Origin of the sequence: Actinoallomurus sp. CA-150999, assembly GCF_050942425.1 — a bacterium.
Lineage (GTDB): Bacteria > Actinomycetota > Actinomycetes > Streptosporangiales > Streptosporangiaceae > Actinoallomurus.
In genome coordinates this window covers 8,873,094-8,893,946 of the sequence record NZ_CP192063.1, presented here as the reverse complement: position 1 = coordinate 8,893,946, position 20,853 = coordinate 8,873,094, and the positions used below count along the sequence as shown (strand labels likewise).

13 protein-coding genes are annotated in these 20,853 nt (G+C 71.3%); 8 read left to right on the top strand and 5 right to left on the bottom strand.

Going from position 1 to position 20,853, the window contains the following annotated elements; all coding sequences use genetic code 11:
- Nucleotides 1-160 precede the first annotated feature (160 nt).
- The 4 genes from cobA (at nt 161) to ACQP2O_RS41110 (ending at nt 5,520) form a co-directional block, all read left to right on the top strand.
- Entirely contained in the window at nt 161-1,399 is a 1,239-nt protein-coding gene (cobA, locus tag ACQP2O_RS41125) for a uroporphyrinogen-III C-methyltransferase (RefSeq protein ID WP_433174612.1), read from the top strand.
- Nucleotides 1,396-3,120: an AAA family ATPase gene (locus ACQP2O_RS41120; RefSeq protein WP_433174611.1), complete on the top strand. Its 1,725-nt coding sequence runs from the start codon at nt 1,396-1,398 to the stop codon at nt 3,118-3,120. The genes cobA and ACQP2O_RS41120 overlap by 4 nt, the downstream gene beginning before the upstream one ends.
- Before the next feature lie 19 nt (nt 3,121-3,139).
- A complete protein-coding gene (locus tag ACQP2O_RS41115) occupies nt 3,140-4,870 on the top strand; it encodes an ABC transporter (protein ID WP_433174610.1) in 1,731 nt (576 codons plus the stop codon).
- 116 nt (nt 4,871-4,986) lie between these two features.
- Nucleotides 4,987-5,520, top strand: a complete 534-nt coding sequence (locus ACQP2O_RS41110) for a single-stranded DNA-binding protein (RefSeq protein ID WP_433174609.1) — start codon at nt 4,987-4,989, stop codon at nt 5,518-5,520.
- Between the two features lie 379 nt (nt 5,521-5,899).
- Here the strand turns inward: ACQP2O_RS41110 and ACQP2O_RS41105 are convergent, their stop codons facing one another.
- Nucleotides 5,900-6,874 carry an NADP-dependent oxidoreductase gene (locus ACQP2O_RS41105; RefSeq protein WP_433174608.1) on the bottom strand — a complete coding sequence of 325 codons (975 nt, stop codon included), beginning with the start codon at nt 6,872-6,874 and terminating at the stop codon, nt 5,900-5,902.
- Nucleotides 6,875-7,040: 166 nt separating this feature from the next.
- Between ACQP2O_RS41105 and ACQP2O_RS41100 the strand changes: the two genes are divergently transcribed.
- Entirely contained in the window at nt 7,041-8,033 is a 993-nt protein-coding gene (locus tag ACQP2O_RS41100; protein ID WP_433174607.1) for an AraC family transcriptional regulator, read from the top strand.
- Here ACQP2O_RS41100 and ACQP2O_RS41095 read toward each other — a convergent pair.
- Nucleotides 8,012-11,920, bottom strand: a complete 3,909-nt coding sequence (locus ACQP2O_RS41095; RefSeq protein ID WP_433174605.1) for a nidogen-like domain-containing protein — start codon at nt 11,918-11,920, stop codon at nt 8,012-8,014. The two genes, ACQP2O_RS41100 and ACQP2O_RS41095, sit on opposite strands and share 22 nt — an antisense overlap.
- A gap of 923 nt (nt 11,921-12,843) precedes the next feature.
- Here ACQP2O_RS41095 and ACQP2O_RS41090 point away from each other — a divergent pair.
- Nucleotides 12,844-14,160, top strand: coding sequence for a GGDEF domain-containing protein (locus ACQP2O_RS41090; protein ID WP_433174603.1), 1,317 nt, complete (start codon nt 12,844-12,846; stop codon nt 14,158-14,160).
- 10 nt (nt 14,161-14,170) lie between these two features.
- Nucleotides 14,171-15,868 (top strand): energy-dependent translational throttle protein EttA, encoded by a 1,698-nt coding sequence (ettA, locus tag ACQP2O_RS41085; RefSeq protein ID WP_433174602.1) that lies wholly within the window; start codon nt 14,171-14,173, stop codon nt 15,866-15,868.
- A 73-nt stretch (nt 15,869-15,941) separates the two neighbouring features.
- Here the strand turns inward: ettA and ACQP2O_RS41080 are convergent, their stop codons facing one another.
- Entirely contained in the window at nt 15,942-18,221 is a 2,280-nt protein-coding gene (locus ACQP2O_RS41080; protein ID WP_433174601.1) for a glycosyl hydrolase family 95 catalytic domain-containing protein, read from the bottom strand.
- Between the two features lie 235 nt (nt 18,222-18,456).
- Here ACQP2O_RS41080 and ACQP2O_RS41075 point away from each other — a divergent pair, with 235 nt between their 5' ends.
- On the top strand, nt 18,457-18,903 hold the full coding sequence (locus tag ACQP2O_RS41075; protein ID WP_360898006.1) for an acyl-CoA thioesterase: 447 nt from the start codon (nt 18,457-18,459) through the stop codon (nt 18,901-18,903).
- Between the two features lie 73 nt (nt 18,904-18,976).
- Here the strand turns inward: ACQP2O_RS41075 and ACQP2O_RS41070 are convergent, their stop codons facing one another.
- Nucleotides 18,977-19,789, bottom strand: a complete 813-nt coding sequence (locus ACQP2O_RS41070) for a hypothetical protein (protein ID WP_433174600.1) — start codon at nt 19,787-19,789, stop codon at nt 18,977-18,979.
- Nucleotides 19,786-20,715 carry an ATP-binding cassette domain-containing protein gene (locus ACQP2O_RS41065; RefSeq protein ID WP_433174599.1) on the bottom strand — a complete coding sequence of 310 codons (930 nt, stop codon included), beginning with the start codon at nt 20,713-20,715 and terminating at the stop codon, nt 19,786-19,788. The genes ACQP2O_RS41070 and ACQP2O_RS41065 overlap by 4 nt, the downstream gene beginning before the upstream one ends.
- Nucleotides 20,716-20,853: the final 138 nt, after the last annotated feature.

Here is a 20,853-nt window from a genome sequence, read left to right as displayed (position 1 = left end):
CCGCTGGCCCGCGCTGGTGACCACCGATGGCCCCGGACCGGTGCCGGTGACCACCGGACGGTGGCCGACCCACCCGGGTGCCTGCCGGATGGCACCGGACCGGCGCGGGTACCTTTGGTGCCGGACCGGACCGCTCACGCTTCGACCAGGAGATCCTTTCTTGCCGCCCTACCTTCTCGGTCTCCGTTTCGACGGTCGCCGTGTCGTCGTCATCGGTGGCGGACGCGTCGCTCAGCGGCGCGTGCCCACGCTGCTCGCCGCCGGCGCCGACGTGCTTCTGATCGCCCCTGAGGCGACGCCGATGCTCGAGGATCTCGCCGCCCGCGGCGAGTTCGCCTGGGAGCGCCGGGCGTACCGTCCGGGCGACTGCGACGGCGCCTGGCTCGTTCAGGCCTGCGCCGACGACGGCGACGTCAACGCGGCGGCCGCCGCCGAGGCCGAGAGCCGGCGGATCTGGTGCGTGCGCGCGGACGACGCGGAGCTGTCCCCGGCCTGGACTCCGGCGAGCGGCAGGGTCGGTGAGACCACCGTCGGCGTCCTCGCCGGGGGAGATCCGCGGCACGCCGCCGGCCTGCGCGACGTCATCGTCGACGGGCTGCGCGACGGCACCATCGGGGCGCGGCACTCGCGGCGGCGGCCCGTGGGCGTCGCGCTCGTCGGCGGCGGCCCCGGCGATCCGGGGCTGATCACCGTACGCGGGCGGCAGCTGCTGGCCGAGGCTGATGTTGTCGTCACCGACCGCCTCGCCCCGCGCGAACTCCTCGACGAGCTGTCCGCCGACGTGGAGATCATCGACGCGGCCAAGATCCCGTACGGCCGCTCGGTCACGCAGGAGCACATCAACGCCGCGCTCGTCGAGCACGCCAAGGCCGGCCGGTTCGTCGTGCGCCTGAAGGGCGGCGATCCGTTCGTGTTCGGCCGGGGCGCCGAGGAGGTGCTGCACTGCGTGCGGGAGGGCGTCCCGGTCACCGTCGTCCCGGGCATCACCAGCGCCATCGCCGTGCCCGCGGCGGTCGGTGTGCCCGTCACCCACCGCGGCGTGTCCCAGGAGTTCCACGTGGTGTCGGCACACGTCGCCCCGGGTGACCCCGCCTCGACGGTCGACTGGGAGGGCCTGGGCCGGGCCCAGGGCACGCTCATTCTGCTGATGGCGGTGGAGCGCATGAGGGTCATCGCCGACACGCTGATGCGCTATGGTCGGTCGCCTGACACTCCCGTCGCGGTCATCCAGAACGGTACGCTGCAGAGCCAGCGCGCCCTCACGACGACGCTTGCGGCGGTGGCGGATGACATGGCGGCCACCGGCGTACGGCCACCGGCGATCGTCGTCGTCGGCGAGGTCGTGCAGGTTGCACGAGAGATCGACATACTGAACGCGGATTTGGGGCGGACTCCGTGACACCCCCGGCTGACCAGAGCGCGATCAAACGCGCGGCTACACCCCTTCCACTCGATGAGGCCCTGGCCGATCTTCGGGACCAGATCGCCTCCTTCCAGTTCGTCCTTGACGCCCCCGGCGTCGAGGAGGCCCGTACGACCCAGCAGGACCTGATCAACCAGCTCGACGACTACCTCCTGCCGCGCGTGCGCCAAAAGGACGCCCCGCTGCTGGTGGTGCTCAGCGGGTCGACCGGCGCGGGCAAGTCCACGCTGGTCAACACGCTCGTCGGTGAGCGGGTCAGTGCGACCGGCGTGCTCCGGCCCACGACGAGCAGCCCGATCCTGGTCTGCCACCCCGACGACGCCGACTGGTGGCTCGACGAGCGGTACGTGCTGCCCGGCTTCGGGCGGGTGCCCGGCCCGGCGCCCGACGCCGTCGTCGGCGACCAGCTGGTGATCATGAAGAGCGACGTGCTGCCCAAGGGCCTGGCGCTGCTCGACAGCCCGGACGTCGACTCGGTGTTCGAGGATCATCACGAGTTCGCCTCCCAGTTCTTGTCGGCGGCCGACGTGTGGGTCTGCGTGACCACGGCGGCCCGCTACGCCGACGCGCTGGTCTGGCGCCTGCTGCACCGCGCCCGCGACCACGGCGCCACTCTCGGAGTCGTCCTGTCCCGCGTCCCGGAGGGCGGCGAGGAAGTCGTCGGGCACTTCACCGGGATGCTCAAGGACAACGGCCTGGAGCAGGCGGCGCAGTTCGTCATCCCCGAGACCACGGTCTCGGGCGGGATGCTGCCCTCCGAGGCGGCCGACGAGGTCCAGATGTGGCTGAGCGGCATCAGCGAGGATGAGGATGGCCGAGCGGAGGTCATCAGGTCTACTCTGGGTGGCGTGCTCGACACCTTCCGTACCCGCGTCCCCGAGCTGGCCGCGAAGGTCGAGGATCAGGTCGCCCTCCGTACGATGCTCCGCGAGGAGGTCGAGGCCGCCTACGCCACCGGCCTGGCCGAGCTGGACGAGGCCACCCGCAACGGCTCCCTGCTGCGCGGTGAGGTGCTCGCCCGCTGGCAGGACTTCGCGGGCACCGGCGACCTCGAGCGCGCCCTGCACGCCGGGCGCGGCCAGACCGGCCACCGCGGCAGCAGCCGGCGCAAGCGCAGCCCCGCGCGGGTCCGCGCGCTCAAGGCCGCCCTGCGCAGCGCGCTCGAGTCCCTCATCATGGCCGGTGCCGAGCGCGCCGCCGAGGAGGTCGTGAAGCGGTGGCAGGACCGGCCGGCCGGCGCCATGCTGCTGGCCGGGCGCGAGGAGGCGCTCGACCGCGCCTCCGCCGAGTTGCCCCGCCGCGTCACCCGAGCCGTCAGCGCCTGGCAGGACCACATCGCCGAGCTGATCCGGACCGAGGGCGTCACCAAGCGGTCGGTGGCCAAGTTCGTCTCCTACGACGACGAGGCCCTGGCCCTCGTGCTGATGGTCGGCCTGTTCGGCTTCGGCACCAGCGAGATCGCGGTGGAGGGCGGCACCAGCGCCGTGCCGCAGCGGCTGCTCAAGGCGCTGTTCGGCGCGGAGTCGCTGCGGAGCATGAGCGCCAAGGCGCGGGCCGACCTGCGCGGCCGCGTCGGCATGCTGTTCGACGAGGAGGGCATCCGGTTCGGGCAGGTGCTCGACGGCTCCGGTGTGCCCGACGAGACCACCCCTGTCCAGCTCTACCAGGCCACATACAACCTCGAGGTCGCCCGGTGACCGAGGAGGATCGCGACCGATGACGACGACCACCCCCGGCGTCTCCGGCACGTCCCAGGAGACCGAGCCAGAGCAGACGGAGCAGGCGACCCCGGCTCCCGAGCCGGCCGCACCGCCGTCCGACGCGTCCGGGCTCACGCCCCGCCTGGCCACGCTCGACCGGCTCGTCGAACTCGGCGACGGCCGCGTCGACCAGGCGCTCATGGACGACGCCGCCGAGCTGCTCGGCCGCGCCGGCCAGCGGCTGCGGCTGTCCGGCGACCACACGATCGTCGCGCTCGCCGGCGGCACCGGCAGCGGCAAGTCGTCGCTGTTCAACGCCGTCTGCGGTCTCGAGCTGTCCCCCACCGGCCTGCGCCGCCCGATGACCGCCGCCGCGCACGCCTGCGTCTGGGGCCTCGACGGCGCCGGACCGCTCCTGGACTGGCTCGAGATCGACAAGCGGCACCGCTACGCCCGGGCCAGCGCCCTCGACCAGACGACCGGCGGCGGCGCCGGCTCGCTGGAGGGCCTCATCCTGCTGGACCTGCCCGACCACGACTCCATCCGATCCGAGCAGGTCGCCGAGGTCGACCGGTACGTCGGCGTCGCCGACCTGCTGATCTGGGTGCTCGACCCGCAGAAGTACGCCGACTTCGCCGTGCACCGGCGCTACCTCGAGCCCCTGGCCGGACACGACGGCGTGAGCCTCATCGTCCTCAACCAGGTCGACCGCCTCGCGCCCGAAGAGATCGACGAGTGCGTCAAGGACCTGCGGCGCCTGCTGGAGGCCGAGGGCCTGCGCGACCCCCGCATCCTGACGACCTCGGCCAAGTCCGGCGCCGGGATCGACGACTTCCGCGAGGTCGTCGCGGACACCGTGGCCGCGCGGCGGGCCCGCACCCAACGCCTCGTCGCCGACCTGGACCGGCTCATCCAGCGGTTCGAAGGCGCCTTCGGCGACATGGAGCCGCCCACCACGGTCGACGCCAAGCGCACCGCCGCCCTCGTCGAGGCGCTCGTGGACGCCGCCGGCATCCCGGCCGTGGCCGAGGCGATGGAGAGCGCGTACGAACTCCGCGCCCTGGACTACGTCGGCTGGCCGCTCGCCCGCCTCGCCGCCCGGCTCCGCAGCGATCCGCTGCGCCGCATGCGCCTCGTCGAGCTCCGCGACGAGCTGCGTTCGGCGTTCACCACCCCCGTCAACGCTCAGCAGGCCCACGTCGACAACGCCCTGCAGGACGTCGCCGAGGACGTCGTACGCGACCTGCCGTCCTCCTGGCGGCGGTCGGTGCGCGAGGCCGGCCGGTCCAACGCCGAGGCGCTCCCCGAGGCTCTGGGCACCTCGCTCCGCGACGTCGTCCCCTCGTTCAACCAGGTGCCGGCCTGGTGGTGGGCGGTGCGCGTCTGGCAGTACCTCCTGCTCGTCGTCGCCGCCGTCGGCCTCGTCTGGCTCGGCGCGATCGGCGCCTTCGCCGGGCTGAAGCTGGCCCACGCGCCGACCCGCCTCCTCGGCGAGGCGGACGTCGCACCGTACGTCGGGCTGGTGTTCGTCTGCGTCCTCGGCCTCGGCGCACTGACCGCCCTGGCCGCCCGGAACATGATCGCCATGACGTCGGTGAAGCACAGCGAGCGGATGGAGCAGCAGATGCGCGAGGGTGTCGGCACCGCCGCCCGCGACCTCGTCATCGCGCCCATCGAACAGGAGCTCGCCGTGTACGCGCGGTTCCGCGACGAGGCGGGCCACGCGATCCGCGACGTCGCCCCCTAAGCACGCGGAGTTATCCACAGTTCACGGAGGGGCCTGGTGAGCGGGGTCTCGGATCCTCGACGGTGGGTGTGACGGCGGCGGCGTAGGGCCGCCGCGCACGCACCCGAGGAGCCTTAGTGAACGACGCGCTGATCACCGTCATCGGTTTCGTGGCCGCCGAGCCCCACTTCGAGGTCCTGTCCAGCGGCACCGCCCTGATGTCGCTCCGCATCGGCAGCACCCCGCGCCGCTTCGACCGCGACCTCGGCCAATGGCGCGACGAGGATCCGATGTTCCTGACCGTGACCTGCTGGCGGTCCCTGGCAACCAACCTCCAGGAAGTCGATCTCAAACGCGGCGATCCGGTCATCGTCACGGGCCGGCTCCGGCTCCGGGAGTACGCCAAGGACGGGCAGACGCGCTTCTCCGCCCAGATCGAGGCGACCACGGTCGGCCACGACCTCAGCCGCGGCGTCGCCCGGCTGCAGCGGTCCCAGCGCTCCGCCGTCAACCTCGCGGAGGACCGCCGGCAGGCCGACGACGTCGCCGACCGCTGGATCGAGGCGGAGGAGCGCACCGACGGCACCGAGGAGCTCACCCCCCAGGTCGCCGGGGGAGCCGACGAGTCCGACGAGACCACCGAGCCGCCCGCGTTCCGGGCGGTGGCCTGATGCGCCCTGCCGGCGTCTCCTGGGCCCGCACCGTGCAGGACACCGCGGCGCGGCCCGGGTAGACCGACCGGGAGCCTGGCACAGGGCGGAGCGCCACCCCGACGCACCGCCCTGTGCAGGTCGCCCCCGGACCTCCTTCGGCGCTCCGCTGCCCTTCGGGTGCTCCGGCGGCTCCCGGGTCTCTTCCGGTGGACGGGTGGCCCCGGGTCTCTTTCGGTGGACGGGCCGCCCTGGGTCTCTTTCGGTGGACGGGCCGCCCTGGGTCTCTTTCGGTGGACGGGCCGCCCTGGGTCTCTTTCGGTGGACGGGCCGCCCTGGGTCTCTTTCGGTGGACCGGCGGTACCCGGGTCTCCTTCGGGGATCGTGGTCCCGGGTGCCGTCAGGGGATGAGGATGGTCTTGCCGCTCGCGCGACCGGCCTCGGCGTCGCGGTGCACCGCCGGGAGCTCGGCGAGCGGACGGGCCGCCGTGATGTCCACGCGCATCGCGCCGCTGTCGACGAGGGCGACGAGCCCGGCGAGCTGGGCGGGATCGTTGCGGGCGACGAAGTGCGTCCCCGTCACGCCGGTCGCCGCCGGCGGCTTCACCGGGACGGTGATCGACACCAGCGCACCGCCAGGCCGGACGACCCGGCAGAGTGCCTCCGTGGCCTCGGCCGGTGTCGGAACGAGGTTGAACACCAGATCGACCGGGTGGTCGAGCGCCTCGTGCGGCGAGGCGCGCGTGTAGTCGATGATCTGTTCGGCGCCGTAGCCGCGGACCCGGTCCGCGCTCCGGGGCCCGGCGGTGGCGATCACGTGGGCGCCGACGTGACGGGCGAGCTGGACGGCGAACATCCCCACGCCGCCCCCCGCCCCGTTGATGAGGATCCGGGTACCCGGTTCGAGGCTCGCGTGTTCGAACAGTCCCTGCCAGGCGGTGAGACCGGCGACCGGGATCGCCGCCGCGTGGGCGAGCGGTATGGCGGCAGGCGCGTGCACCAGCCCGCCGGCCGGAGCCGTGAGGTACTCTGCCGCCGCGCCGCCCTCGTCGACACGGCCGACGACGTGATCGCCGACGCCGAAGCCTGAGGCACCGTCTCCGAGCTCGACCACCGTTCCGGAGGCCTCGGATCCGAGGGTGAACGGCAGCTCCACGGGGACGACGTCCCGCATGAAGCCGTTCCGGAAGCCGACGTCCGAAGGGTTGAACCCGGCCGCGGCCACCCGGACCAGCACCTCACCCGGTCCAGGGACGGGACGGGCCATCCGCTCGTAGCGGATCGCCTCGGGCCCGCCGAAGGCATGGACCCGTGCGGCCATCATCGTGGCGTTGGGGTTCGTGGCCCGCGGCCTCGATGCCGGTTCTGCTGTCATGAGCCGTCCTGTCTCAACCGATGCTTCGACCGCCGCGCGCCGGGACAGGGGCCTCGGCGATCTGCGAGTGACTCGACGGTACGAGCGGCGTGCGAGACGGCCAATGCGTGTTCGTCTCGGATCCCTACGAGATCGTCTCGTGGGAGCCGTCGTTACCATCCGGTGAATGGACGTGCTGAGCGACGTGATCGCCGTGATGCGCACCGGTGCGCCCCGGTCGGCCCGGGTGGAGTGGCAGGCGCCGTGGGGACAGCGGTTTCGGACGGTGCCGGGAGCGGCGGGCTTCCAGATCGTCCTGCGCGGATTCTGCTGGTTGATCCCAGAAGACGGGGATCCCGTTCCGCTGTCCGCCGGCGATGTGGTGTTCCTGCCGCACGGAGGGTCGCATGGTCTGGCCGACGCTCCCTCGACGCCCTTGGCCGAGCACACCTGCGATCCGCAGGACGACTCCCGGTTCGAACGCCGGTACGCCGCCTCACCCGCAGGCCGGCGCGGCGGCTCTCCGACCACGGTGACGGTGTGCGGGGCGTACCAACTCGACGCCGCTCGTGTCCACCCACTGCTGAGCGACCTGCCGCCGGTGCTGCATCTGCCCGCCAGGCTCGGACGTCATCCTCGACTGCGCGCCGCGGTCGAGCTGCTCGGCGCGGAGCTGGAAGAGCCACGGCCGGGGACCGACGCCCTCGTGCCCGCACTGCTGGACACCCTGCTCGTCTACATCCTGCGGGCCTGGTTCACCGAGCAGCCGGTGCGCAGCGGAACCGCCGGGTGGGCGGCGGCCCTCGCCGACCCGGCCATCAGCACCGCCCTGGAGGCGATCCATCGCGAGCCCGCGTATTCCTGGACCGTCGCCGACCTGGGTGCGCGGGCCGGGCTGTCGCGGGCCGCGTTCTCCCGGCGCTTCACGGCTCTGGTCGGGCGCCCGCCGCTGGCGTACCTGACCTGGTGGCGATTGACCACCGCAATGCGGCTGTTGCGCGGCACCGATGCCCCGCTGCACGCCGTGGCCCGACAGGTCGGGTACGCCTCGGAGTTCGCCTTCGCCAACGCGTTCAAGCGAGAGTTCGGCGTCGCCCCCGGACGCTACCGGCGCGACGGCCGCTCGGGAACGCCGAGCGGCCGTCGCCTCGATCGAGGTCAGCCGGAGCGGATCGGATAGACGTGGACACCGGCCTGGTCGCTGTTCGTGGACGTGTGCGACAGGCCCTTCGATGAGGTGTCGAGGAAGGAGCCGGGCACGCGGGATCCGGGGACCTCGAGATACGTGCCCGGGTCGCCCGAGCCGTTGGCGTAGCCGACGCCGGCCGAGGTGCCGCCCAGGCCGCTGTGGCCCCCGCTGAGGTCGCCGCTCTCCCAGCGCAGCTGCTTGTAGCGGAACACGATGTCGAACGCTCCGTCGCCGGCGTCGCCCCGGTCGACGAGGTAGAGCTCGAAGGAGTTCAGCGGGTCGGCGTGGCTTTCGTAGTAGCCGACCCCGTCGTACAGGACGCAGAATGCCCGCCGTCCCTGCACCGTGCCCATCCCGTACCGGACCGGCTGCGTTCCCCGGGCCCGGGTGTCGACGTCGGCCCACCACGGCGCGATGATCGGCTCCGTCATGTCCTTGAAGGGCTCCGGGGTGAAGTCGGAGAACGCCTTCTCGCCGAAGCTGACGTTGCCGTTGTTGTTCACCCAGAGCTGGGAGAACCGCCGTCCCTTGAAGTTCAAGCTGAACGGCAGGGTCACCTTCGGCCCGGACTGGTCGTCATTCGGCACCACCCGGTTGGCGTCGCAGCTCACATCGGCCTGATCGCCGTCGACCTGCAGGTCGTACCGGCCGGTGAAGCCGCCCGAGTCGAATACCCGGACCTCGTACCGCCCCGATTCGCGGAGCCCGGTGAAGCCCACCGAACCGCATCCCGGACCGCGCGTGCGGCCGAGCGGCCGGCCGCTGGGCGCGACCAGGGTGATCGCGAAGGTGCCGTCGCCGGGGCAGGCGCCCGGCGTGGTGATCCGGACGGACTGCCCGGCCTTGAGGTCGACGAGATAGCGGTCGGTGGCGTACGGCTTGTCCAGCGACCCCGACACCCGGCGGCCGAGCTGGAGCTGGGCGGTGTTCTCGATCGGGCCGCCCAGCGCGGAGAGGTCGACCGTGGACCGCATCCGCTGGGCGACGACCGCCGCGTTGTCGGCGAACCGCCGGTCACCGGCGAGGGCGACGTCCAGGATGCACTGCTCCAGCGCGGCGCCGGGCGCCACGCCCTTGTCCCGGCAGATCTTCTCCGCCGCGGCCCGCTCGGCCGCCGGAAGGTCGGCCACCGAGGCACGCTTCGGCGGCTCGATCGGCAGCGCGCCGTCCCGCGGGATCGTGCTGCGGAAGAACGACGTGTTCCCCTGGACCCGCCAGCTCGCGCCGAACTTCCCGTACAGCTGCTGGAAGTCGAGCGGGTCCTTGACCGGCGTGCCGTCCCGCGCGGTGAGGTCGTTGGTCGGATTGCTGTCGGCGTTGCCGAGCAGGCCCCGGACCTTCCCCCACCGGCTCTTGGCCAGCGTCAGGAACGCGTTGTCGGCGATCCAGCGACCGGCCATCAGCTCCGTGCCGTCCGGCCACCGGACCACCGCGCCGCGTACCTTGCCGAACGTGAGCACGGCGCCGCCGGGCAGCTTGGTCGTGACTCCCTCCTTGAGCGGGAGTCGCCTGCCGTCGAGGGTGGCCACCTGCGGATCCAGCGGCTCCGAGGTCGTGTCGTCGCCGAACGCGATCACCGAGCCGCCCACCCGTGCGGCCACACCGCGGTTGATCGACATCGACGTCGACCTGTGCGGCAGCCGGGTGTAGCGCCCCTGGACCATGAAGTTGTCGGTGGTCGACTCGGCCAGCACGTAGTCGCCTGCGCCCTGGAAGTCGACCGAGCCGCCGTCGAAGGTGACGAAGTGCGGGTCGCCGTACGATCCGCCGGTCGCCGGAGGCAGCGGCCCGTCGTCCTTGGTGGTACCGCCGTCACTGCCACCGCCACCGCCGCTGCCCGGCGGCACGCCGCCCGGCGGCAGGTCGCACTTGTCGGGCCCGGCAGCGGCGCCTTTGGCGGCCTCGAGCTGAGCCTTACAGGAGTTCTGGCACGCGTCGCCCTCCCCGTCGCCGTCCGAATCGGTCTGGTCCGGGTTGGGGACGGTGGGGCAGTTGTCGATTTTGAAGGTAGCCCCCGGCCACGGCTGGGCGTCCGGTACGCCGTCCCCGTCCTTGTCGTTGTGGGGGTAGAGGTTGCTGATGTCCCTCTTGATCTCGGGGAGCTCGGACTCGACGCGGAAGAGGAACGGTTTCCCGGCCACGGCACCGGGAGGGCCGCCCGGCTGCGGGGTCGCTTCGAGTCTGCTGAGCGCGATCGTCGCCCCCTTCTGAGCGGCCCACGAGCCCGGGAAACCGTCGCAGAAGTCGACCGAATCGAGCACCTCGAGCGTGGGCTTGGCGACGAGATCCACCCGCTTCAGCACGCCTCGCTCGTCGGCCTTGGGCACGAATTTGATCGGGCCCGTGAAGTTCCGCTCATCCGCGAAGGTCGTCGGTCCCGGGGGGAGAGTGACCTGCCCGGGCCCACCGGCGATGATTCCGGGAACCCGGGTCGTATTCGACCATTCGATCTGCACGTTCTTGCTGATCTCGCCGAAGTCCGAGAACTGCTTGGTGGTCGGCGTCTCCGGGGCCGCGAGCTCCGGCGGCGCGGCTTTGATCGTGCGGATCAGCTTCGTGAGCGCGCCGTCGATCGCGAACCTTGTCTCCACCGCGTCGCGGAACTGCGCGAGCGCGCCGGCGTCGGACACCTCGATCCGGTCGTGGTTGCGCAGCCCGCCCCGCATGAACATCTTGATCAACTCGGTTGACGTCGGGCTGGGGTCCGGTGGCTGGTTGCTCGTGCCGTCGAGGTACGGCAACAGCCCGAACATCAGGAACTCCCTGGCATGCAGGACCTGGGACCTGACGTCCTCGCCCTTGGACGGGCTGTACGGCTTGCACCATTCATCCGGGTAGTCCGGCAGGTCTGCCCGGACCTCGAGTCCCCGCAGCCGATCGAGCTGGAACACCAGCTCCTTGCCGACGACCTTGGTACGCGGCGTCGTCACGGTCATGTTGTCGGGATCGAGCCCCCTGACCACCGTCTCGGCCGGTTCGAGCCCCATCGCGCCCGGCTCGATGGCCACGGTGATCGGCTTGGCGAAGCGCAGGCCGCTGGGCGACAGGTCGAGGACGCCCGTGCCGAAGGCGTCCTTCGTCCCGGTGGCCTTCAGCGGCGTCAGATCCAGGTCGGTCGGCTTGTGCACCGCTCCCGCCGGAACCGTCACCCGCCACCCCTTCCCGGTGTACGAACCGCCGCCCGGACCGACCCGTACGGGCTTGGCGAGGTCCTGCACGGGCGTGTCGATGACCTGGCCGCGCCCGGCGGCCAGTCGGGCGACCGCCAGACCGGTGAGGCGCCCCGGCGCGCGGACCGAGACGGCGACGCCGCCGTCGGGCAGCCCGGTGAGGGTGTACCGGCCGCTGCCGTCGGTCTTGGCGGTGCGGGACCCGTAGCTCGCCGTGGCCCCGGCGACCGGCTTGCGCGTGGCGGCGTCCAGTACCCGGCCGGTCACCTGCCCGTGGGCCTTGCCCGATCGCTGCTGGACCGTCACCCGCTTGGTCACCCGTCGCTTACCGGAGTACGCCGTGACCGTCAGGCAGTTGTGGCGGGAGGGGCGCAGCAGCACCTCCACCGAGAACGTGCCCTGCCGCCCGGTGACGGCCATGGCCGGGAGGACGCCTCCGCCGACCATCACGATGGTCCGCGCGGTGGCGCGCCCGCGAAGCGTGACGCTGCCGGACCGGGTCCTACGCGGTGCGGACACCGTGAATCCGGTGTGTCCGAGGGCGGCCACGCGGTCCGCGGGACGTGCGGCCGGTGCCACCTTCGCGGCCTGCGCCGCCTCCGCGGTGGGCGGTGCCAGGCCGAACGCCATGGCGATCGCCGCGGTGACCGCCGTCGCCCGGACGGCCGCCCACCCGGCGATCGACGGCCGGGTTCGCCGATTACGCATTTAGCAACTCCCCGATAAAACCGTAAATGATTGACTAATCGGACGTTATTAACGCCGCATCCTCGTTTGCGTAAACAACGCCGCAGAAATGCCGATGCTAACCGGTGTTGCGAGTTTCGGCCGGTGAAATTATCGATATTCGTGACTGAAGCTTCGTAGGTGACTCCGCCGTGATCGCCCGGCCGCCGGAACGAGCGGACCTGCGTGGGGTGGCGGCGTGCCGGGGTGACGGCGCACTGGTTCGCCGCCCTGAGCCCTCACGCTAAGAACCGTGGCGATAACGCCGGTATCCCGAAAATTAGGGGGTTGACGGGTTGAAATTCCGGAAAGCGCGAGTTGCGGTCATGTCCGGCCATCGACGAAAAGCGGACGAGAGCCGCGCGAAGGGCATCGGCCGACCCCGGCTCGGCTCGGCGGTTCTGACACGCCGTGGCGGGCCGTCGGAGCGAGCGCGGTGCCGGGAGAGAGTCGCGTCGCCGGCGCAGGCCGGTGAACCGCCGTGTCGGGCTCCGGCCCGAGGCCGCGTGGCGTACGAGCACCGACCGGAGCGCTCGCTAAGAGGTTGGCCGCAAGCGGACAGGCCCGCGTGGCGTCGCCGCGTGGGTGGGGGAAGGGGACGTGGTGGTCGTCAGATCCAGGAGATGCCGCGCATCGTGCGTTCCTTCCGAGATGGCGCGTCCGCCGACGTGGGGAGTCGGCGGTGCGAGCACGTCAGGTGCGGCTCGGCGCGGTGCCCACCGACCCGGGTGGCCGCCGCCCGCCACCGGGCGCCCTAAGAAGGTACCGAATTTGTTGCCCACTCCGCACACATTGCAACTATCCTATTACTGAACGTGATTCGATCAAGAGTGCGCACGAGCCGCCGTCCTGCGTCGCGGGGGCCGTCCTGACGGGCGGTCACGGCCTGACCCGTAGGGGGATGAATGACGGCACTGCAGACCTCCGGCGACGGACGCGGTGACGTCGCCGCGATCCCGCGGCGATGGCCGTTGCTGGAGCAGCCGCCGCTGCTCGCCCCGTACGTCTTCGTGGTCGTCGCGCTGCACGCCGTGCTGATCGCCCTCGCGGTCACGCACACGACATGGTGCGCCCGAGCGCTGATCGTGTTCGGCGCCCTGCTGGCCTGTGGGGCGATCAGCATCGAGGCGTCGCGGCGGCTCGGCATGCCGGCGGGTGTCGCGCGTGACCTGCTGTCGGCGTGGTGGCTGCCCGCGGCGCTGCTGCTGCCGCCGGTGTACGCGCTGCTGATGCCGATCCCGTTGCAGATCCTGCTGCAGCTGCGGGTGCGCCGCACGATGCTGCACCGCCGGGCGATCGTCACGGCCGCCCACGGGCTCGCCGGCGCCGCCGCCTCCGTGGCGTTCCACGCCGTCATCCCGCACCCGCTCCGCGACGCGCACCAGTGGCTCATCGACCTCAACGCCATGATCCCCTCGGTGGTCGTGTGCGCCGTGCTCTTCACCCTGATCAACACGGCGATCGTCGTGGTCGCGGTGCACATCGCCAATCCCGAGTTGTGCTGGCGTGACGCCCTGTGGGACCGCGAGATCCTCCTGCTCGACACGGTGGAGGTGTGCGTGGGGATCCTCATCACCATCTCCTGCGCGCTCACCCCGCTGCTGCTGTTGATCGCGCTGCCTCCGGTGATGCTGCTGCAGCGCAGCCTGATCCACCACCAGCTGCGGAACGCCGCGCGGCTCGACGCCAAGACCGGCCTGCTGAACGCCGCGACCTGGCAGCTCGAGGCGAACACCGAGATCACCCGGGCCGTCCGCACCGACGAGTCGATCGCCCTCCTCCTGATCGACATCGACCATTTCAAACGGGTCAACGACGCGCACGGGCACCTGACCGGCGATCAGGTGCTGCACGGGGTGGCGACCACTCTGGTCCAGCAGCTGCGGGAGTACGACGTCGTGGGCCGGTTCGGCGGTGAGGAGTTCGCCGTGCTGCTCCCGCACGCCGACATGCTGGAGGCCTGCCGGGTGGCCGAACGGCTCCGCAGCCGCGTGGGCCGGATGTGCGTGCCCGCCGACGACGCGACCATAACGGTGACGATCTCGATCGGGGTGGCCCTGTTCCGCACGCACGGACACGATCTGATCGAGCTGCTCACGTCCGCGGATCTGGCGCTATACCGGGCCAAGGAGTCCGGCCGCAACCGGATCTGCCTGCCGGCGACGAAGAAGACCGGTGAGCGTCGCCAGATCACGGCGAGGCCATCCCCTCGAAGGCTTTAGTCTTGAGGGCATGCCGGAGTACATCTATACGATGCAGCGCGTGCGCAAGGCGCACGGCGACAAGGTGATTCTCGACGACGTCACCTTGAGCTTCCTGCCCGGAGCCAAGATCGGTGTGGTCGGGCCCAACGGCGCGGGTAAGTCCACGCTGCTGCGGATGATGGCCGGCCTCGAACAGCCTTCCAACGGTGAGGCCCGGCTCATGCCCGGGTTCACCGTCGGCATCCTCGCGCAGGAGCCGCCGCTCAACGAGGAGAAGACCGTCCTCGGCAACGTCGAGGAGGGCGTCGCCGAGACCAAGGCGATGCTCGACCGGTTCAACGAGATCGCCGAGCAGATGGCGACCGACTACTCCGACGAGCTGCTCGAGGAGATGGGCAAGCTGCAGGAGCAGCTCGACCATCGCAACGCCTGGGACCTCGACAGCCAGCTCGAGCAGGCGATGGACGCGCTGCGGTGCCCGCCCGGCGACGCCGACGTGACCAAGCTGTCCGGTGGCGAGCGGCGCCGCGTCGCGCTCTGCAAGCTGCTGCTGGAGGCGCCCGATCTCCTGCTGCTCGACGAGCCCACCAACCACCTCGACGCCGAGAGCGTGCAGTGGCTGGAGCAGTACCTCGAGAAGTACGCCGGCACGGTCCTGGCGGTCACCCACGACCGCTACTTCCTCGACAGGGTCGCCGGCTGGATCTGCGAGGTCGACCGCGGCCGTCTCGTCGGATACGAGGGCAACTACTCCACCTACCTGGAGAAGAAGGCCGAGCGCCTCAAGGTCGAGGGCCAGAAGGACGCCAAGAAGAAGAGGCGCCTGGAGCAGGAGCTCGAGTGGGTCCGCTCCAACCCGAAGGCCCGCCAGACCAAGAGCAAGGCCCGTCTGCAGCGCTACGAGGAGATGGCGGCCGAGGCGGCCAAGTACCGCAAGCTGGACTTCGAGGAGATCCAGATCCCGCCGGGCCCGCGCCTGGGCACCACGGTGATCGTCGCCGAGGACCTCACCAAGGGCTTCGACGACCGTCTCCTGATGGAGGACCTGTCCTTCAACCTGCCGCCCAACGGCATCGTCGGCGTGATCGGCCCGAACGGCGTCGGTAAGACGACGCTGTTCCGGATGATCGTCACTTCGGCCGGCGCGGGTGCGCCCGACGGCGTCACCGCGGACGAGAAGCCGGACGAGGGCATCCTCAAGGTCGGCGACACCGTCAAGATCTCCTATGTCGACCAGAGCCGGGGCGGCATCGCCCCGGACAAGAACGTCTGGCAGGTCGTCTCCGACGGCCTCGACCACATCAAGGTCGGCCAGGTCGAGATGCCGAGCCGCGCGTACGTCGCGGCGTTCGGTTTCAAGGGCCCGGACCAGCAGAAGCGGGCCGGCGTGCTGTCCGGCGGTGAGCGCAACCGCCTCAACCTCGCGCTCACCCTCAAGCAGGGCGGCAACGTGCTGCTGCTCGACGAGCCCACCAACGACCTCGACGTCGAGACGCTGAGCTCGCTGGAGAACGCCCTGCTGGAGTTCCCCGGCTGCGCCGTGATCACCTCGCACGACCGGTGGTTCCTCGACCGCATCGCCACCCACATCCTGGCGTGGGAAGAGGGCTCGAACTGGTTCTGGTTCGAGGGCAACTTCGCCGACTACGAGAAGAACAAGATCGAGCGGCTCGGCGCCGAGGCGGCCCGCCCGCACCGCGTCACCCACCGCAAGCTGACCCGCTGAGCGGTCGGCGCGGACACGCGAAGAGCGAAGCCCTCCCCCGGAAGGGGGAGGGCTGCTTTTTTGCGATGAGACCTTAGGGGAGTCCCCACGGCGGGGCGGCCGCAGCGGTCACCGGCGCGACCCGGGTGTCCGGTCGGGTGCCGGCCGGGTAGATGAGCGCCTCGTCGCCCTTGTGCAGCTCGATCTCCAGGACACCGCCGCTCTCGTGCCACTTCGCGGCTTTACCGTTGCGGCGCACCTCGTACGGGCCGGGCATGCCGCCGGGGATCAGCCGGAGGGGTTCGCCGGCCAGGCTGCGGATGCTGATGAAGGCCGTCCGGCCGTCGCGCCGTACGGCGGTGACGAGGAACGCGCCCTCCGTGCGAAGGTCCTGCATGGCCACGTCCGTCCAGGCGGACGGGATCGCGGGGAAGACCCGGATCGTGCCACCCCAGCTCTGCAGCAGCATGTCGTGCAGTGACTGGGCGCCCGACAGCGGCGTCTCCATCACCGGACCGGACTCGGCGTACATCGTGTTCGGCTTGACGTACGTGGTCAGGAGCGTGCTCAGGTTGGTGAGGGCGGAGTCGCCGTCGCCGAGCAGCGCGTTCATGGACGCGCCTCCGGTGAACGTGTAGCCCTGCTGGGCGCCCGGCAGCCCCAGCCAGTGGGCGAGCGAGCGCTTCAGCAGGTCCCGGTTGGCCGGGACGGTGACGTCCAGCAGGTGCAGCGGATGGAACCACAGCATGTGCGAGAAGTGCCGATGGCTGGTGGTGAGCTGAACGTCGGCGCCGATCCACAGCCCGTCGTCGCCCTGCGGAGGCGGGACGAGGCGGTTCAGGACGTCGTGCCACTTCGGGATCAGCGGATCATCGATCTTCAGACGCGCCGCCGCCTCCAGCAGGGCCTGGCAGCCCCAGGTGAGCAGGGCCAGGTCGTAGTTGCAGTCCCGGGTGGTGGCGTACTCGGGGGAGTACGTCGCCGGCAGGTGGAGGCGGCCGTCCGAGCCCTCCGTCAGGAAGTGCAGGTAGTAGTTGATCGCGCGGCGCAGCAGCGGGAACAGCATCGTCCGCAGCAGCGCGTCGTCCATGGTGTGCCGGTAGCGCATCCAGACGTCGTGCAGCGCCCAGGGCAGGTTACCGACCTCCGGCACACCGTAGTCGCCGCTCGGCACCTGCCCGGGGACGCCGAACGCGTCCGACAGGAGATTCTCCTGCGTGACCCGGCCGATCCCGGCCGAGTCGGACCGGTACTGCTCGGCTGTGTTGGCGACGAGGTTGTCGCGGTACCGGTCGAGGGAGTGGGTGAGCGAGTCGAGCTCGGTGTGGCCGGTGGCGTTGATCAGCCAGTACTCCAGCTGAACGTTGAGGTTCCACCAGGTGCCGGGCCACGGCGTCGGTTGCAGCCACTGCGCCGCGGTGCCGATCACCGGCCGGTCGACGCGTGTCGCGCAGGCCATCTTGTACAGCTGGATCCAGTAGAAGGCCTGCAGCCGGGCGTCCGGCAGTGACAGGAAGCTCTTCGGGTAGAAGCGGTGCCACCAGCGCCGGTGCTCGCGGGTCAGCTCGTCGAGCGGCGCGGCCCGCTTCAGCCGCTGGGCGGCGACGTCCGTCGCGGTCCGGTCGGGGAAGGTGTGGGCGACGGTGGCGAGCAGCGTCCGCCCGCCCACGTGCCATGCCGTCGTCGTCCGGCCGCCCGCGACCAGGTCCTGATCGCAGTGGTCGTCCGCGAGCACCGGGTCGGGGTTGTCCTTCAGCCCGGCCGGGCGCGGCTTGGAAGCCAGCCGTGGAGACACCGCCGGGAAGGGCGTGAACGTCCAGCCGACCTTCTCCCCGCCGGCCGGCGTCGCGTCGACGACAAGCAGGTCGCGGGTCGCGTGGACGAACGACCGGAGCGCGACCGTACCGGCGGTCGTGGTGATCGTTCCGGAGAGTTCGGCGTCCCAGAGGGAGAGCCGCAGGTCGACCCCTGTGACGTCGCCCGCGGTCTCCAGGGTCAGGTACCCGATGCGCAGCCGCGAGTGCCCGAACAGGGCGCCGACGCCATCCTGATGGTCGCGGACGCGGCTGTCGCCGAGTTCGAACGTGAGGCGTTGCCGGGTGGGATGGCGGTAGGCGGCCGCGCCGAAGGCGCCGTTGCCCAGGAACGGCCCTTCGAAGAAGGTGCCGGGCATCTGCTTCCAGCGCAGGTCGGATCCGGCGAGGAACGCGGCCCATTCCCGCTCGGTCCGCATGCCTTTCGGCGGCGAGGCGGCGGCCGTTGGGGACCCGGTGGGGAGGGCGTCGGCCGTCGCGGACCCCAAAGCGGTCGCGCCGATCGCGGTGGTGCCGATGGCGGTGGTCCGGAGAAAAGTGCGGCGGGAGGGAGAGGACACGGCGGGCTCCAGGAGGTCGGATGACATAGAGGGAACACGTCGACGTATGCGGCGTCAAGGGGTGTATTGGGACTTTGAGTCGCAAAGAGGTCGGACCTATCGGTCGATGGCTCTTGGTCGGCGACACTCCCGAGTCCCGCGAAGGCCGCCCCGCGCGCGTCTCGCCGCGACCGGACCGGGAGACTGGTGCCGGCTTCCGAAGCCGCTTCCCGCAGCCTCACGAGATGGATGACAGATGACCCAGCCCGCCGTCGACTCCGGTCACGTCGGCCCCTCGAGCGCGCATGTGCACGAGTTTCACGTGCGCTTTAGTGACATCGACTCGCTGGGGCATGTGAACAACTGCCGATACCTGACCTACCTCGAGGACGCGCGGGTGGCGATGTTCTTCACCGACCCGCAGCGGGAGGGACGCCGCCCGCTGCGCGGCATCGTCGTGGCACGGCACGAGATCGACTACCGACGGCCGTTGCTGCTGCGGCCCGAACCCGTCCGGGTGGAGACGCGGGTGACCGAGATCCGTGCCGCCAGCTTCGGCCTGGCGTACGACGTGCGCGATGACGAGCACGTGTACGCGCAGGCCACCTCGGTCATCGTCGGCTACGACCTGAAGGCGGGCCGGACCCGGCGATTCGACGAGCGTGAGCGGGCCTTCCTGGAGGCGTACGCCGCGACCGCCTGACGATCGCCGGCCCCCGACGAGGTCGACGGACGACCGGATCCCCGGCGGCCGCCGGGGATCCGGTCGTCCAGGGTCAGGCGTCGCGCCGGTGGATGAGGACCAGCGCCGCCGTCAGCGCCACGGCCGGGTACACGGCGATCACGAGGAACGCGTGGGTCATCGACGGAGCGCCGTGCTCCACGTGGAGGGAGACGAGCCGCCGGATCGCGTTGCCGGGCAGGGCGTTCTCGATGTCGATCACCCACTGGGCGCTGCCGTGGATGAGTTGCGGGGCGAGGAAGAGCAGCGCGACGAGCCCGCCGATCGCCGCCGCCGTGTGCCGCAGGAGCACGCCGAGGCCCGCTCCGACCAGGGCGACCGCGACCAGGTAGAACGTCGCCGCGACGATCGAGCGCACGGCGCCCGGATCGGTGATCGACAGGCCGATGTGCCGCTGGGCGAAAAGCGCCTGGCCGATCAGGAAGGTCGTCGTCGCGGTGACGGCCCCGACGGGGACGCTGACGGCTGTGATCACCGCGGCCTTGGCCGCCAGCACCGTACGCCGGCCGGGCACCGCGGTGAAGGTCGTGCGGATCAGGCCGCTGGAGTACTCGCCGGTCACGGTCAGGACGCCGAGTGTCGCGAAGATGAGCTGGGCGACCATGAAGCCGAGGTAGGGATCGGCCAGCGGGTCGACGCCGGCGCGCTGGGCCGGCGACATCCGCGGCCATTCGCCGACCTCGGAATTGGCCATGAGGACGCCCACGGTCACGGCGGACGCGAACGCGCACAGCAGCACCCACGCGGTGGAGCGCAGCGAACGCAGCTTGATCCATTCAGCCGCGAAGACGTCGGTGAAACGGGACAGGCGCGTCCCCGCGCCGGTCGGCAGGCTGACGGTGGTCATCGGAGCGTGCTCCCCTCCTGCTCGGCCCCGGCGCGGTATTCGACGCTGCCGGCGGTGAGCTCCATGAAGGCCTCCTCGAGGGAGGCGTTGCGCGGGGCGAGTTCATGGACGGCGACGCGGTGTTCCAGCGCGAGGTCGCCGATCCGCGCGGCCGTGAGGCCGGTGACCTCCACGGCGCCGTCGTCGCCCGGCTCGACCCGGGCTCCCGCACCGATCAGCACCCGGGCGAGTTCGCCGCCGTACGGTGTCCGCACGCGGACACGACGGTGCGAGGCGCGTTCGACGAACTCCGCCACGCCCATGTCGGCGATCAGACGTCCACGGCCGATGACGATGAGGTGGTCGGCGGTGTTCTCCATCTCGCTCATCAGATGGCTGGAGACGAGGACGGTGCGGCCCTCGCCCGCGAGCCGCCGGAACAGGTTCCTGATCCAGCGGATGCCCTCCGGGTCGAGCCCGTTGACCGGCTCGTCGAAGATGAGGATCTCCGGGTCGCCGAGCAGGGCCGCGGCGATGCCGAGGCGCTGCTTCATCCCCAGGCTGAACCCGCCGACGCGCTTGCGCGCGGCGGCCGTCAGCCCGACCTCGTCGAGGACCACGGGTACCCGGCTCGCCGGGATGCCGTTGCTGCGGGCGAGCGCGGCGAGGTGCCGGTCCGCCGTCCGCCCCGCGGGCACGGCGGTGGCGTCCAGCAACGCCCCGACGCGCAGCAGCGGCCGGTGCAGCGTGCGGAACGGGCGACCGCAGACGGTCGCCGCGCCGCTCGTCGGCGCGTCGAGGCCGAGGACCAGCCGCAGCGTGGTGGACTTGCCGGCGCCGTTCGGGCCGAGGAATCCGGTGACCCGGCCCGGGAGTACCTCCATGGACAGGCCGTCGACGGCGGTCGTCCCGTCGTACCGCTTGGTGAGCGCAGTTGTCTTGATCATGCCTTCCCCTTGGTTCGTCGTGCCCTCCACGGTGCGGCAGGGCCCTGCCGCACCGCGTCGGGCCGTGGGCCGCATTCGCGCGCTCGCCTGGGGCAAGGGGGACAGGCGTCCTTTCAGCCTGGAGACGGAGTCGGCGGT

What these genes read in the sequence shown, in the direction of transcription:
- ACQP2O_RS41065 (WP_433174599.1), bottom strand. Translation starts at nt 20,715, where the DNA reads ATGATCAAGACAACTGCGCTCACCAAGCGGTACGACGGGACGACCGCC.
- ACQP2O_RS41070 (WP_433174600.1), bottom strand. Translation starts at nt 19,789, where the DNA reads ATGACCACCGTCAGCCTGCCGACCGGCGCGGGGACGCGCCTGTCCCGT.
- ettA (WP_433174602.1), top strand. Translation starts at nt 14,171, where the DNA reads ATGCCGGAGTACATCTATACGATGCAGCGCGTGCGCAAGGCGCACGGC.
- ACQP2O_RS41090 (WP_433174603.1), top strand. Translation starts at nt 12,844, where the DNA reads ATGACGGCACTGCAGACCTCCGGCGACGGACGCGGTGACGTCGCCGCG.
- ACQP2O_RS41095 (WP_433174605.1), bottom strand. Translation starts at nt 11,920, where the DNA reads ATGCGTAATCGGCGAACCCGGCCGTCGATCGCCGGGTGGGCGGCCGTC.
- ACQP2O_RS41100 (WP_433174607.1), top strand. Translation starts at nt 7,041, where the DNA reads ATGGACGTGCTGAGCGACGTGATCGCCGTGATGCGCACCGGTGCGCCC.
- ACQP2O_RS41105 (WP_433174608.1), bottom strand. Translation starts at nt 6,874, where the DNA reads ATGACAGCAGAACCGGCATCGAGGCCGCGGGCCACGAACCCCAACGCC.
- ACQP2O_RS41075 (WP_360898006.1), top strand. Translation starts at nt 18,457, where the DNA reads ATGACCCAGCCCGCCGTCGACTCCGGTCACGTCGGCCCCTCGAGCGCG.
- ACQP2O_RS41115 (WP_433174610.1), top strand. Translation starts at nt 3,140, where the DNA reads ATGACGACGACCACCCCCGGCGTCTCCGGCACGTCCCAGGAGACCGAG.